The 13,470-nt window shown below is 71.4% G+C and carries 12 protein-coding genes; 4 read left to right on the top strand and 8 right to left on the bottom strand.

Features of this window, described 5'->3' with window-relative positions; translation table 11 throughout:
• Positions 1 to 4: 4 nt before the first annotated feature.
• The 6 genes from ABGB17_RS28675 to purS all read right to left on the bottom strand — a co-directional run bounded on the left by ABGB17_RS28675 (position 5) and on the right by purS (position 6,993).
• A complete protein-coding gene (locus ABGB17_RS28675; protein WP_347635019.1) occupies positions 5 to 679 on the bottom strand; it encodes a Crp/Fnr family transcriptional regulator in 675 nt (224 codons plus the stop codon).
• A 55-nt stretch (positions 680 to 734) separates the two neighbouring features.
• Entirely contained in the window at positions 735 to 2,822 is a 2,088-nt protein-coding gene (locus tag ABGB17_RS28670; RefSeq protein WP_347635017.1) for an adenylate/guanylate cyclase domain-containing protein, read from the bottom strand.
• Positions 2,823 to 3,024: 202 nt separating this feature from the next.
• Entirely contained in the window at positions 3,025 to 5,277 is a 2,253-nt protein-coding gene (gene purL / locus ABGB17_RS28665; RefSeq protein ID WP_347635015.1) for a phosphoribosylformylglycinamidine synthase subunit PurL, read from the bottom strand.
• 44 nt (positions 5,278 to 5,321) lie between these two features.
• On the bottom strand, positions 5,322 to 6,005 hold the full coding sequence (gene purQ, locus ABGB17_RS28660) for a phosphoribosylformylglycinamidine synthase subunit PurQ (RefSeq protein ID WP_347635014.1): 684 nt from the start codon (positions 6,003 to 6,005) through the stop codon (positions 5,322 to 5,324).
• A gap of 128 nt (positions 6,006 to 6,133) precedes the next feature.
• On the bottom strand, positions 6,134 to 6,523 hold the full coding sequence (locus ABGB17_RS28655) for an ATP-binding protein (RefSeq protein WP_347635013.1): 390 nt from the start codon (positions 6,521 to 6,523) through the stop codon (positions 6,134 to 6,136).
• A gap of 224 nt (positions 6,524 to 6,747) precedes the next feature.
• Positions 6,748 to 6,993: a phosphoribosylformylglycinamidine synthase subunit PurS gene (purS, locus tag ABGB17_RS28650; RefSeq protein ID WP_347635012.1), complete on the bottom strand. Its 246-nt coding sequence runs from the start codon at positions 6,991 to 6,993 to the stop codon at positions 6,748 to 6,750.
• Positions 6,994 to 7,243: 250 nt separating this feature from the next.
• Here purS and pdhA point away from each other — a divergent pair, with 250 nt between their 5' ends.
• The 4 genes from pdhA (at position 7,244) to ABGB17_RS28630 (ending at position 11,103) form a co-directional block, all read left to right on the top strand.
• Positions 7,244 to 8,344 carry a pyruvate dehydrogenase (acetyl-transferring) E1 component subunit alpha gene (gene pdhA, locus ABGB17_RS28645; RefSeq protein ID WP_347635011.1) on the top strand — a complete coding sequence of 367 codons (1,101 nt, stop codon included), beginning with the start codon at positions 7,244 to 7,246 and terminating at the stop codon, positions 8,342 to 8,344.
• Positions 8,341 to 9,321, top strand: coding sequence for an alpha-ketoacid dehydrogenase subunit beta (locus ABGB17_RS28640; RefSeq protein WP_347635010.1), 981 nt, complete (start codon positions 8,341 to 8,343; stop codon positions 9,319 to 9,321). Before pdhA ends, ABGB17_RS28640 begins: the two co-directional genes overlap by 4 nt.
• 10 nt (positions 9,322 to 9,331) lie before the next feature.
• Positions 9,332 to 10,708, top strand: coding sequence for a dihydrolipoamide acetyltransferase family protein (locus ABGB17_RS28635; protein ID WP_347635009.1), 1,377 nt, complete (start codon positions 9,332 to 9,334; stop codon positions 10,706 to 10,708).
• Between the two features lie 83 nt (positions 10,709 to 10,791).
• Positions 10,792 to 11,103, top strand: coding sequence for a Dabb family protein (locus ABGB17_RS28630; protein WP_347635008.1), 312 nt, complete (start codon positions 10,792 to 10,794; stop codon positions 11,101 to 11,103).
• A gap of 27 nt (positions 11,104 to 11,130) precedes the next feature.
• Here ABGB17_RS28630 and ABGB17_RS28625 read toward each other — a convergent pair whose 3' ends face one another.
• Both ABGB17_RS28625 and ABGB17_RS28620 read right to left on the bottom strand, forming a co-directional pair.
• Positions 11,131 to 11,355, bottom strand: coding sequence for a DUF6458 family protein (locus ABGB17_RS28625; RefSeq protein WP_347635007.1), 225 nt, complete (start codon positions 11,353 to 11,355; stop codon positions 11,131 to 11,133).
• A 243-nt stretch (positions 11,356 to 11,598) separates the two neighbouring features.
• Positions 11,599 to 13,419 (bottom strand): acyl-CoA dehydrogenase, encoded by a 1,821-nt coding sequence (locus ABGB17_RS28620; RefSeq protein WP_347635006.1) that lies wholly within the window; start codon positions 13,417 to 13,419, stop codon positions 11,599 to 11,601.
• Positions 13,420 to 13,470 lie beyond the last annotated feature (51 nt).

The following is a 13,470-nucleotide window of genomic DNA, read 5'->3' as shown; positions in this document are numbered from 1 at the left end:
CCACTCAGCGGGCGCGTTTGCGCAGGCCCTCCAGGTCGTAGATGACGACGCGGCGGCGGCCGGTCTCGATCAGGCCGCGGTCGCGCAGGGAGCGCAGGGCCTTGCTCACCGCTTCCCGGGAGGCGCCGGTCCATCCGGCGAGTTCGTCCTGGGAGAGGGGGAGGGCGACCTTGACGGCGCCGTTGGAGGGTTCGCCGAAACGTTCGGCCAGTTCCACGAGCCGGGTGGCCACGCGGCCTGTGGTGTCGAAGGCGCCGTATTCGATGCGTTTGCGGTCGGAGTCGCGCAGGCGGCCCACCACCAGCTTCAGGAGCAGCACGGCCACGCGGCCGTGCTCCTTGAGGAAGCCGGCGAAGTCGCGGATGACGTAGCCCTCGACGGGCTCCAGGGCGGTCACCGTGCCGGAGCGGGGCTCGCCGCTGATGACCGACATGTCGCCCAGCAGGGAGCCGGGGCCGCGGATGGCGAGCACGACCTCGGTGCCGCTCGCCGTGTGCGAGGACACCTTGACCCGGCCGGACGTGAGCACCAGCGCCCAGTCGGAGGTGTCGCCCTCGGACATCACGGTGGCGCCGCGGTCCCACCGCCGCTTGCGCCCGCTCTCACGCAGGTCCGCGATCTCGTCTTCGCTGAGCAACGCCAGGAATTCGCCCGGTTCAGGGGCCGGCGAGGACATCATCGTGCCTCCAGTTTCGTGCCGTGCGTCCGATTGTGCCCGGCGCCGGCGCGGCGGTTCAGTCCAGGGCGGTGAGCACGAACGCTTCCACGCTCCGCTCCTTGCCCTTCAGGGTGAGCGGGCCGAGCGGCCGCACCTTGGCGGCGTCGCCGATCTGCTCGCGGGTGGTGGCCCCGATGACCACAGTGCCTGGCGTGGCCAGCGCCTCGAAGCGGGCGGCGACGTTCACCGCGTCGCCCATCGCGTTGAAGCCGCGCAACTCGGGGCTGCCGATGTTGCCGACCAGCGCCATGCCGGTGTTGATGCCGACCCGGAACCGCGGGTAGCCGGGGTTGCCCGCGGCGATCTTCTCCGCCTCGGCCTGCATCGCGAGCCCGGCCCGCGCCGCCATCTCGGCGTGCCGTTCCTGCTCGGCGGGGGCGTTGAACAACGCGAGCAGGGCGTCCCCGACGAACTGCACGATCGTGCCGCCGTGCCGCAGCACGCACGGCACCGCCGCGGTGTGGTACCGGTTGAGCATCTCGACGATCTCGCCGGGCGACACCTTCTCCGAGAAGGACGTGAACCCCTTGAGGTCGGCGAACAGCGCCGTCAGCTCGACCAGCGACCCGCCGAGCGCCGCCTGCCCGGGGTCGGCCAGCAGGGACGCCGCCACGTCGGGCGACATGTACTGCCGGAACAGCGTCTCCAGCTCGCGGTACAACCGGGCGTTCTCCAGCGCGATGGACAACTGGCTGGCCAGGGTGGCGGCGAGCGCCTCGTCCTGCCGGGTGGTGCCCACCGGCACCTCAAGCGCCCCGGCGAGCACCCCCTTGACGGTCAGCGGGTGCACCACCGCGCCGCCGCCGGTCACCGGCTCGTCGCCCTCGAAGTCGGCCACGCCGTACGCCCGGCCGCCGATCTCGACGCGCCCGCCGTGCACCAGCCCGATGCGCACCTCGCCGTACGCCTGCCGCACCCGCTCCAGCGCGTCGTGCAGCAGGTCCTCCTCGCGCAGCCCCACCCGCGCCCGCCGTCCGACGTCCACCAGCGCCCCGAGGCGCAGCGACAGCTCCCGTTCGGCGGCGAGGGCCTCCCCGGCCCGGTCGAGCACGGCCGCCTGCCCCTCGGTGAGCCGGAACTTCCCGGCCAGCCGCGTGGCGAGCGGCGCCTCGTCCGCGCCACGCTCGCCCATGCGGCGCAGGTGGCCGACCAGCTCCTCCAGCGCCTCGTCGTAGCGCGCCTGGATGCGCCGCACCGTGGCGGCCAGCGCCACCGAGTCGAACAGCCCCTGGCTGGAGCCCTCGCGGCGGAACTGGATGTAGGCGCTGTAGGCGACGAACGCGAACGCCATGGTGAGCAGCAGGTGCCACTCCCACCACGACAGCAGCCAGTTGGGCCGGAAGAACCCGGCGATCATCGACTCGCACAGCAGCGCGTACGCCGTGACCAGGCTGATCAGCATCGCGGACGGCCGCCGCCGGTGGATGCGGAACGTCTGCAGAGCCGCCACCCCGAACAGCGCGGCGCCCACCCAGGAGAGGAAGCCGATGGTCGCGCCGCCCTTCGGCGGCGGTGCGCTGAGCGGGGTCAGGCCCTCGACCAGCGAGGCCCATCCCCACAGCACCAGCAGCACGATGAGGCCGGCCCGCAGCAGGTCGGCCCGGGCGATCACCGCCTTGGCGGCGCGCTCGCCGAGCGGCAGCGACGACACGAACGCCAGCACCGAGGCCACCAGCAGCCCCACGGGCTGCCCGATGTCGAAGCCGTAGCTGCCCTTGGCCAGGATGATCGTGGGGGTGGCCAGCCCGTGCAGGAGGAAGAACCCGGCGCAGGCCAGGAAGACCAGCGACACCAGCAGCAGCCGGGCGTCGTCGCGCCGCGAGGCGGCCTGGCTGATCATCAGGCCGAGCACGACGTTGACACCCGCGATGGCCACGATGAGCGCGAAGTGGCTCGGCGGGTGTTCCCACTCGATGTTGAGCTGCTCGGGGAACGCCAGCAGCAGCCACAACCCGAGCAGCGGCACGATCATGTGGAACGCCCACACGACGCTGCGGATCGGCTGGGTGGCCGGTGGGAGGTACGGATCGGCCGCGGCGATTCGCTCGTTTTTCTCGGTCGAGGGCACGGTCGCCTCCGGAGGCCCGGTCGAATCCCCCTGCACGTGGACGATTATCCCGTTCGATGGCGCGGGGAAGTGACGCGCGTGAAACCTGAGTGGATATCGAGATCGAACCGAGCTGTGTGCCGTTAACGGCTCGCCCGAAACATCCGATACTTTTGGCGCGCCGACCGTAATCCATGCTCAGGACCTCGGCCGGCGTGCGCGGCGGTGGCTCCGTGGGGGAGCCACCGCCGGGAACCGTCTAGTTGAGCACGGCCGGCAGCGGCGCCTGGTGCGTCTCACGCAGCTCGGCCACCGGGACCGTGAACACCCCCTCCACCACGAGGTCGTCCCCGCCCGTGGTGCCGAGCCCGTAGCAGGGCAGCCCGGCCGAGGCGCACAGCTCGGCGAACTCCTCGAACGCCTCCGGCCGCACCGTGACGACGGCGCGGGCCGCCGACTCGCTGTACAGCCCGGTGAACGGGTCGTCCACCGGGAGCCGCACCGACGCGCCGACGCCCTGGGCCAGCGCGCACTCGGCGAGCGTGACGCCGAGCCCGCCGTCCGAGACGTCGTGGGAGCCTTCGAGCAGCCCGCGCGCGGCGGCCGTCACCAGCACGTCCGCCAGGGTGCGCTCGGCCTCCAGGTCGGCCACCGGCGGCAGCCCGCCGAGGTGGCCGTGCGTGCGGTGCGCCCACTCCGAGCCGCCGAACTCGTCGCGGGTCTCGCCGAGCAGCAGCACCTTCAGCCCGGGTGCGGTGAAGCCGTGCCGGACGCGCCGCGCGACGTCGTCCAGCACCCCGAGCACCCCGATGACCGGGGTCGGGTGGATCGCCGTGGCGCCGGTCTGGTTGTAGAACGACACGTTGCCGCCGGTCACCGGCACGCCGAGGGTGCGGCAGGCATCGGCGAGGCCGCGGACGGCCTCGGCGAACTGCCACATCACCTCGGGGTCCTCAGGCGAGCCGAAGTTCAGGCAGTTGGTCACCGCGAGCGGGCGCGCCCCGGTGACCGCGACGTTGCGGTACGCCTCGGCCAGCGCGAGCTGCGCCCCGGCGTACGGGTCGAGCCGCGCGTACCTGCCGTTGCCGTCGGTGGCGAGCGCGATGCCGCGGCGGGTCTCCGCGGCCCCCGGCATGATCTCGCCGACCCGCAGCACCCCCGCGTCGGCGGGCATCGCGAGCACGGTGTTGCCCCGGACGTACCGGTCGTACTGCGAGGTCACCCATTCCTTGGACGCGATGTTCGGCGAGCCGAGCAGGTCGAGCAGCGTGGCCCGCAGGTCGGCGGGCCGGGGCAGCCGCGCGGGGTGGTCGGCGTTCAGCGCCGCCTGCCCGGCCGGCTCGTGGTAGGGCCGCTCGTAGACCGGGCCCTCGTCGGCGGCGGTGCCCGGCGGGATGTCGACGATCACCTCGCCGCGCCAGGTCATCACGAGGCGCCCGGTGCCGGTGACCTCGCCGATGACGGTGGCGGGCACGTCCCAGCGGGCGCAGATCGCCAGAAAGGCGTCGATGTCCTCGGGGGTGACCACGGCCATCATGCGTTCCTGCGACTCGCTCATCAAGATCTCCTCCGGCCGCAGCGACGGGTCGCGCAGCGGGACGAGATCGAGGTCGACGTGCATGCCTCCGGTGCCCTTGGCCGCCAGCTCGGTGGTGGCGCAGGACACCCCGGCCGCGCCGAGGTCCTGGATGCCGACCACCACGTCGGCCTCGAACAGCTCCAGGCAGCACTCGATGAGGAGCTTCTCCATGAACGGGTCGCCCACCTGGACGGCGGGACGCTTGGCGTGCGACTCGTCCTCGAAGGTGGCCGAGGCCAGCACCGAGGCGCCGCCGATGCCGTCAGGGCCGGTGCGGGCGCCGAACAGCACCACCTTGTTCCCGGGGCCGGGCGCGGTGGCCAGCTTGATGTCGTCCTTGCGGAGCAGGCCCACGCACAGGGCGTTGACCAGCGGGTTCCCGGTGTAGCAGGGGTCGAAGGCCACCTCGCCGCCGATGTTGGGCAGGCCGAGGCAGTTGCCGTAGAAGCTGATGCCGTCGACCACACCGGGCAGGACCCTGCGGGTGTCGGGGGCGTCGAGCGCGCCGAACCGCAGCGAGTCCATCACCGCGACCGGGCGGGCACCCATGGCCATGATGTCGCGCACGATGCCGCCGACACCGGTGGCCGCGCCCTGGCGGGGCTCGACGTAGGACGGGTGGTTGTGCGACTCGATCTTGAAGGTGGCCGCCCAGCCGTCGCCGATGTCCACCACGCCGGCGTTCTCGCCCATGCCGACCAGCAGCGCCTCCGACCGCGGGGCCTTGGTGGCGAACTGGCGCAGGTGCACCTTGGACGACTTGTAGGAGCAGTGCTCGCTCCACATCACCGAGTAGATGGCGAGCTCGGACGACGTGGGCCGGCGGCCGAGGATGGCACGCACCCGGTCGTACTCGTCGGCCTTCATGCCGAGCTCGGCGTAGGGCTGGGGCTCCTCGGGGGTCTCCGCCGCCCGCTTGACCGAATCGATCATCTGCTCTCCTCGCGCGCCAGGCCTGGTCGCGTGCGCCGGTACGTTCACAGGTCGGCGAACTTCTTCAGGATGGAGCTGAAGAAGCCGCGGCCGTCCACACCGGGGGCACCGGTGAGCTCCTCGACGGCGTGCTCGGGGTGGGGCATGAGGCCCACGACGTTGCCGGCCTCGTTGCTGATGCCCGCGATGTCGTTCATGGAGCCGTTGGGGTTGCCGCCGACGTACCGGAACAGCACCCGGCCGGACTCCTCCAGCTCCGCGAGGGTCGCGGAGTCGGCGACGTACCGCCCCTCGCCGTGCTTGACGGGCAGCAGGAGCTCCTGGCCCTCGGTGTAGTCGGAGGTCCACGGCGTGCCGTTGCGCTCCACCCGGATCCGCTGGTCGCGGCACACGTAGTGGAGGCCCTGGTTGCGGGTGAGCGCGCCGGGCAGCAGGTGGGCCTCGCAGAGGATCTGGAAGCCGTTGCACGTGCCGAGCACGGGCAGGCCGGCGCGGGCCGCGGGGATCAGCTCCTGCATGAGCGGGGCGAACCTGGAGATCGCGCCGCAGCGCAGGTAGTCGCCGTAGGAGAACCCGCCGGGCAGGAACACCGCGTCGACGCCCCGCAGGTCGTGATCGGCGTGCCACAGCGGGACGGCCTCGCCGCCGGCGTTCCTGACGGCCCGTGTCGCATCCTGGTCGTCGAGAGTTCCGGGAAAAGTGACCACGCCCACCCGGGCAGCACCCATGGCTTTCGTACCCTCCGCACGCGAGCGCCGCTCCGCGCGTCTCACTCATCGGACGGCGGTCTGCGGCGGTACGTTCAGGCTACCCGCGGCCGGATGCCGGAAGGACACCGCCCCGAGCGCCGGGACGGTCAGACCGCGGCCAGTTCACGGTCGTGGTGAGCCAGGAAGTCCCGGTCCCAGTCCAGCTCCTTGCGGAGCAGGACGGTGGTGCCGCTGCCGGGGGTGATGTGAAAGGAGATCTCGTCCACCACCGACTGCATGATCATGATGCCGCGGCCGTGCTCGGCGTCGCCGGACGGGAGCTGCCGGGGGATGGCCCCGAGACCGAGGCCGCCGTCCACGATGCGCAGCTCGCACCGGCCGTCGCCGATGGCGGCGCACACCTCGTACCGTTTGGCGGGTCCCCCGTGCCGGACGGCGTTGGCGCACGCCTCCGACGTCGCGAGGAGCATGTCCTCGACGCATTCCTCCGACACACCGATGCAGCGAAGCGTGTCTCCCAGGACCCGCCGCACCATGGGAATGCCTATGGCATCCCGCGGCAAGGCCAACGAGAACTCAATGTCCACCGCACCCCTCCGTGGCGCCGAAAGTCACGTTGGGGAGGTTCCCCGGAGAATCAGGGCTAACCGCAAAATCACGCTGTTGTTATTTACTGTTGGTCAGACGCTTGCGTTCAGGTCAGCCAAAAGTTGCTTTTGCGGTGATTTGCGAAAGCGGGCCGGTGTCCTGGGGTGCCCGGCTAGCCCTCGACCCGCACAGAGTAGTCCTCGATCACGGTGTTCGCCAGGAGGGTTTCGGCCATCTTCCTGACCTGCGCGAGTGCGGTCTCGTCGGCCGGCCCGTCGATCTCCACCTCGAAGCGCTTGCCCTGCCGCACCTCGGCCACCCCGGGGAAGCCCAGCCGGGGCAGCGCACGGGCGATCGCCTGCCCCTGGGGATCGAGGATCTCCGGCTTGAGCATGACGTCGACGATGACGCGTGCCACGTGTCCCTCCCTGTTCGTCCAACGTCCTCTGCCTGACCGGCGCGACCAGCCTAACGTGTGCGGAGGGAGCGACCGGGAACGGGGGAAGTGTGGACGACAGCCGTCATGGCCTTGCGCAGGGGCCACTGCCTTCTGCCACGATGTCCACAAACGCCTACGTACCACCACCCGTCGGTACTAAGCGCTCGTTAACCGGCCGGTTGACGGTGGCGATCCCACTGGTACGGCCCCGAACGCGCAGGAGCGGCACGTGACAGTCGACGCCTCTCGTGGTGCCGAGGCACCCCCAGAGCTCGTCCAGCTGCTGACCCCCGAAGGTGAGCGGGTCGAGCACCCGGACTACGACATCGACCTGACCCCGGAGGAGGTCCGTGAGCTGTACCGCGACCTCGTCCTGGTCCGGCGGATAGACATGGAGGCCGTCGCGCTGCAACGACAGGGCGAGCTCGGCATCTGGGCGTCGCTGCTCGGGCAGGAGGCCGCGCAGATCGGCTCGGCCCGCGCCCTCGCCGACACCGACATGGCCTTCCCCACGTACCGCGAGCACGGCGTGGCCTGGTGCCGGGGGGTGGACCCGCTGTACCTGCTCGGCCTGTTCCGGGGGGTGAGCAACGGCGGATGGGACCCGGCCGACCACAACTTCCACCTGTACACGATCGTGATCGGCGCCCAGACCCTGCACGCCGTCGGCTACGCCATGGGCGTGCAGCGCGACGGCGCCGACGCCGCCACCATCGTGTACTTCGGCGACGGCGCCACCTCCCAGGGCGACGTCAACGAGTCGTTCATCTGGGCCTCGGTCTTCAACGCCCCCGTCGTGTTCTTCTGCCAGAACAACCAGTGGGCCATCTCCGAGCCGCTGGAGAAGCAGTCCAGGATCCCCCTCTACCGGCGGGCCAGCGGCTTCGGCTTCCCCGGCATCCGGGTGGACGGCAACGACGTCTTCGCCTGCCTCGCGGTCACCCGCCAGGCGCTGCGCAACGCCCGCGAGGGCCAGGGCCCCACGCTGATCGAGGCGTTCACCTACCGCATGGGCGCGCACACCACGTCCGACGACCCGACCCGCTACCGCGTCGCCGGCGAGCTGGAGGCGTGGAAGCTGAAGGACCCGATCGAGCGGGTCAAGGCGTACCTCTTCAGGAACCAGCACGCCGACCAGGACTTCTTCGACGCCATCGACGCCGAGGCCGCCCGCCTCGGCCGCGAGGTGCGCAAACGCTGCCTCGAACTGCCCGACCCCCGCCCCCTCGACATCTTCGACCACGTCTACGCCGAGCCGAACGCCCTGCTCGCCGAGGAGAAGGAGCAGTTCGCCGCCTACCTCGCGAGCTTCGAGGGAGGCGAGTCATGAGCACGCCGGTCACGCTGACCATGGCCAAAGCCCTCAACGAGGGCCTGCGCAAGGCGATGGAGGACGACCCCAAGGTCCTCATCATGGGCGAGGACGTCGGCAAGCTCGGCGGCGTCTTCCGGGTCACCGACGGGCTGCAGAAGGACTTCGGCGAGAGCCGCGTCATCGACACCCCCCTCGCCGAGTCGGGCATCATCGGCACCGCCATCGGCCTCGCGCTGCGCGGCTACCGCCCGGTGTGCGAGATCCAGTTCGACGGCTTCGTGTTCCCCGCCGCCGACCAGATCATCACCCAGCTCGCCAAGATGCCGCTGCGCTCCCTCGGCAAGGTCAAGCTTCCCGTCGTCGTGCGCATCCCGTGCGGCGGTGGCATCGGCGCGGTCGAGCACCACAGCGAGTCCCCCGAGGCGTACTTCACCCACACCGGCGGCCTGCGGGTGATGGCCTGCTCCAACCCGGTGGACGCCTACCACATGATCCAGCAGGCGATCCGCAGCGAGGACCCGGTCATCTTCTTCGAGCCCAAGCGGCGCTACTGGGACAAGGCCGAGGTGGACAAGGACGCCGTCCCGCTGCCGCTGGACCGCGGCCGGATCGCCCGCCCGGGCACCGACGTCACGGTGCTGGCGTACGGCCCGATGGTGAAGACCTGCCTGGAGGCGGCGAACGCCGTCGAGGGGGAGCGGTCCATCGAGGTCGTGGACCTGCGGTCGCTGTCCCCGCTGGACACCGAGCTGATCTACGAGTCGGTGCGCCGCACCGGCCGCTGCGTCGTCGCGCACGAGGCCCCGGTGTACTCCGGGCTCGGCGCCGAGATCGCGGCCCGGGTCACCGAGGCGTGCTTCTACCACCTGGAGGCCCCGGTGCTGCGGGTCGGCGGGTTCTCCACGCCGTACCCGCCGTCACGGCTGGAGGACCACTACCTGCCCGATCTCGACCGCGTGCTCGACGCCGTCGACCGCACGTTCGCCTTCTGAGGAGGGGCCGGTGCTGAGAGAGTTCAAGCTCCCCGACGTCGGTGAGGGCCTCACCGAGGCCGAGATCATCAAGTGGCACGTGGCCGCGGGCGACCGGGTGGAGCTCAACCAGACGATCGTCGAGATCGAGACCGCCAAGGCCGTCGTCGAGCTGCCCTGCCCGTTCGAGGGTGTGGTCGGCAGCGTGATGGTCGCCGAGGGCCAGACGGTGGACGTCGGCACGCCGATCATCGCGGTGGACACCGGCGAGGGCGCGGACACCACCCGTGAGACGGCCCTGGCCGACGACATGGTGCCCTCACCTCCCGCCGAGCCCGAGCGGGCCGAGGGCGGCGCGGGTGGGCCCAAGCGGACGCCGGTGCTCGTCGGGTACGGCGTGAAGGCGGGCGCCACGACGCGCCGCGCCCGCCGTACGGCCCCGGTGGCCGCAACCGCACCACCGGCGGCCCCCGCGCGCCCCGCGCCGTCCGTGCCGGCCCCGCCCGTGCCGTCCGTGCCCGCCCCCCAGCCCGCCCCGCAGCCCGGCGTGCTGGCCAAGCCGCCGGTGCGCAAACTGGCCAGGGACCTCGGGGTGGACCTGGCCTCCGTCGCCGGCTCGGGCCCGCAGGGCTCCATCACCCGCGACGACGTGCACGCCGCCGCCGAGGGCACCGCCGCACCCGCGCCGGCCGCCGTCCGGGCCGTCCCGGGGGAACGCGACGAGCGCATCCCGGTGAAGGGCGTGCGCAAGGCCACCGCCGCCGCCATGGTGACGTCGGCCTTCACCGCGCCGCACGTCACCGAGTGGCTCCAGGTGGACGTCACCGAGACCGTGGAGGCGGTGCGGCGCCTGCGCGAGCTGCCCGAATTCGCCGGGGTCAAGGTGTCGCCGCTGCTGCTGGTCGCCAAGGCGCTGCTCACGGCGGTCAAGCGGCACCCGCTCATCAACTCCACCTGGGCGGGCGACGAGATCGTGGTGCACCACTACGTGAACCTCGGCATCGCCGCCGCCACCGAGCGCGGCCTCGTGGTGCCGAACGTCAAGGACGCGCACGCCATGACGCTGCCCGAGCTGGCCGCCGCCCTGACCGCGCTCACCGAGACGGCACGCGCGGGCCGCTCCCAGCCCGCCGACCTCACCGGCGGCACCATCACCATCACCAACGTGGGCGTCTTCGGCGTGGACGCCGGCACCCCCATCCTCAACCCCGGCGAGGCCGCCATCCTCGCCTTCGGCCAGATCCGCGACCTCCCCTGGGTCGTGGACGGCCAGATCGTCCCCCGCAAGGTCACCACCCTCGCCCTGTCCTTCGACCACCGCGTCGTGGACGGCGAGATCGGCTCCTACGTCCTGCGCGACGTCGGCGCCATGCTGCGGGACCCGCTGCGCGTGCTCGCCTGGAGCTGACCGGGCGATCGGAGGGCCGGGGTCGTCACCCCGGCCCTCTCGCGTGCCCGTACGCTGGCGGGCAGCCGTCCTAAGGAGAGATCGTGTTTCGGCATGTCGTGATGTTCACGTGGATCGCGGGGACCACCGAGGAGCAGAAGGCGGGCCTCGTGGCGGAGCTCGGCAAGCTTCCGGGGGCGATCCCGGAGATCCGCCGCTACGAGATGGGGCCCGACGCGGGGATCAACCCGGGCAACCACGAGTTCGTGGTCGTCGCGGACTTCGACTCCGCGGAGGACTACCTCGTCTACCGCGACCACCCGGTGCACCGCGACGTGATCGAGCGCGCGATCAGGCCGATCATGGCGAGCCGGGCGGCGGTGCAGTACGAGCTCCCGGCGCTCGGGGAGCGGTAGCGGCGACGGCGGCCCGGCCGGGGCGGTTCAGACCGTCGGGGGGTTGCGTTCGTGGTCCAGCAGGTGGTCGTCGGAGGTCCGGCCGCGGCGGTTCATGAACACGACGCTCAGCAGCAAGCCGACGCCGCCGACGACCATGAAGATCACGCCGATGATGTCGATGTGCACGCTGCTGCCGAGCACGTCTGGATCTATGGCGAATTTCAGGATCGCCCCGATGGTCAGGAAGAAGATGCTGACCCCGATGCCCATTTAGACCTCCGGGACTCGACGATTCGGTAAAGAGCGCCTAGAGGCAGGGTAATACGCGGCCGCTCGCGCTCCCAGCACCGAATTCCCGGCGGGCACGGCGATCCGGCGCGGCGTGCAGCCGCCGCGCCGGATCGGGTGCCTCTCCCCGTGGGCCTAGGCCTGTTCTCCGCACATCGCCCTCGACGCCCCGTATGGCACGTAGCGCCTGATCAACGGCTTCTCGGGCTCGTGCGGAGAACAGGCCTAAAAAGCGTCCTCGGGCAGGTCCATCAGGCTCTGGTCGGTCGCGGCGGCGATGCGGCGCTCGGCCGCGAGACGCGGCAGCACGGTCTGGGCGAAGAACGTCGCCGCGGCCACCTTGCCGGTGTAGAAAGCGGTGTCCTTCGGGCCGGTGAGGGCGTTCAGCGCCACCTCGGCCTGCCGCAGCAGCAGCCAGCCGATGACCAGGTCGCCGAGGGCCAGCAGGAACCGGGTGGTGTTCAGGCCCACCTTGTAGATCTCCGCGGGGGTCTCCATCGCGGAGATCGCCCAGCCGGCCATGGTGTCGGCCATCGCCTTGACGTCGGCGGCGGCCTCCTGCAGCAGCGCACGCTCCTGCTTGAGCCGGCCGTTGCCCGCCTCGGAGCCCGCGAACGCCGTGATCTCGCCGAGCAGCGCGCCGAGCGCGGCGCCCTGGTTGCGCAGGACCTTGCGGAAGAACAGGTCCTGCCCCTGGATCGCCGTGGTGCCCTCGTACAGCGAGTCGATCTTGGCGTCTCTGATGTACTGCTCGATCGGGTAGTCCTGCAGGTAGCCCGAGCCGCCGAGCGTCTGCAGGGACCGGGACAGCATCTCGTACGACCGCTCGGACCCGACACCCTTGACGATCGGCAGCAGCAGGTCGTTCATCGCCTCGGCCGCGGCGTCCGTGGTGCCGGCGGCCTCGGCGATCTGCACCGCGTCCTGGAACGTGGCGGTGTACAGCACCAGGGCGCGCATGCCCTCGGCGTAGGACTTCTGCAGCATCAGCTCGCGCCGCACGTCCGGGTGACGGGTGATGGGGACGCGCGGGGCGCTCTTGTCGGCCATCTGGGCGAGGTCGGCGCCCTGCACGCGCTGCTTGGCGTACTCCAGCGCGTTGAGGTAGCCGGTGGACAGGGTGGCGATGGCCTTGGTGCCGACCAGCATGCGGGCGTGCTCAATGATCATGAACATCTGCCGGATGCCGTCGTGCGCCTCCCCGACCAGCGTGCCCACGGCCGGGTGCTTCTCGCCGAAGGTCAGCTCGCAGGTGGTGGAGGCCTTCAGGCCCATCTTGTGCTCGACGTTGGTCACGTACACGCCGTTGCGCTCGCCGAGCTCGCCGGTCGCGAGGTCCACGTGGTACTTCGGCACGAGGAACATCGACAGGCCCTTGGTGCCCGGCCGCGCCCCCTCGGGGCGGGCCAGCACCAGGTGGAAGATGTTGTCGGCGAGGTCGTGCTCGGCGCTCGTGATGAAGCGCTTGACGCCCTCGATGTGCCAGGTGCCGTCCGGCTGCCGCACGGCGCGGCTGCGCCCGGCGCCGACGTCCGACCCGGCGTCCGGCTCGGTGAGCACCATGGTGGCGCCCCAGCTCCGCTCGATGGCGAGCTCGGCGAAGCGCTTCTGGTCCGGGGTGCCGAGGGTGTGCAGGATGCGGGCGAAGGCCGGCCCGCCCGCGTACAGCCACAGCGCCGGGTTGGCGCCGAGCACCATCTCGGCCACCGCCCACGTCACGCTGCGCGGCAGGCCGGGGCCGCCGAGCTCCTGCGGCAGGTCGATGTTGGTCCAGCCGGCGTCGCGCAGCCTCTCGAACGACCTGCGGAACCGCGGGGGCGTCGTCACCGAGTGCGTCACGGGGTCGAAGACGGGCGGCGTGCGGTCGCCCTCCTCGAACGAATCGGCCAGCACGTCCGTGGCGAGGCGGTCGGCCTCGTCCAGGATGCTGCGCACGGTCTCCTCGTCGAGGTCGGCGAAGTGCCCGGTGCCGAGGACGTCCTGGCGTCCGAGCATCTCGAAGAGGTTGAACTCCAGGTCGCGGACATTGCTCTTGTAGTGGCCCACGCGCGTCTCCTCGAACCGTCAGAACGTACTGGCGAGTAACCTTACCGCGTT

The sequence above is a fragment of the Sphaerisporangium sp. B11E5 genome (genome assembly GCF_039871875.1).
In the GTDB taxonomy this organism is placed as follows: Bacteria; Actinomycetota; Actinomycetes; order Streptosporangiales; family Streptosporangiaceae; genus Sphaerisporangium.
This window is presented reverse-complemented; position numbering and strand designations above follow the sequence as displayed.

Excerpts from the sequence above, each read along its gene's own strand:
- ABGB17_RS28640 (WP_347635010.1), top strand. The coding sequence starts at position 8,341 with ATGAGCACGCCGGTCACGCTGACCATGGCCAAAGCCCTCAACGAGGGC.
- purL (WP_347635015.1), bottom strand. The coding sequence starts at position 5,277 with ATGATCGATTCGGTCAAGCGGGCGGCGGAGACCCCCGAGGAGCCCCAG.
- ABGB17_RS28675 (WP_347635019.1), bottom strand. The coding sequence starts at position 679 with ATGATGTCCTCGCCGGCCCCTGAACCGGGCGAATTCCTGGCGTTGCTC.
- ABGB17_RS28625 (WP_347635007.1), bottom strand. The coding sequence starts at position 11,355 with ATGGGCATCGGGGTCAGCATCTTCTTCCTGACCATCGGGGCGATCCTG.
- ABGB17_RS28655 (WP_347635013.1), bottom strand. The coding sequence starts at position 6,523 with ATGGTGCGGCGGGTCCTGGGAGACACGCTTCGCTGCATCGGTGTGTCG.
- purQ (WP_347635014.1), bottom strand. The coding sequence starts at position 6,005 with ATGGGTGCTGCCCGGGTGGGCGTGGTCACTTTTCCCGGAACTCTCGAC.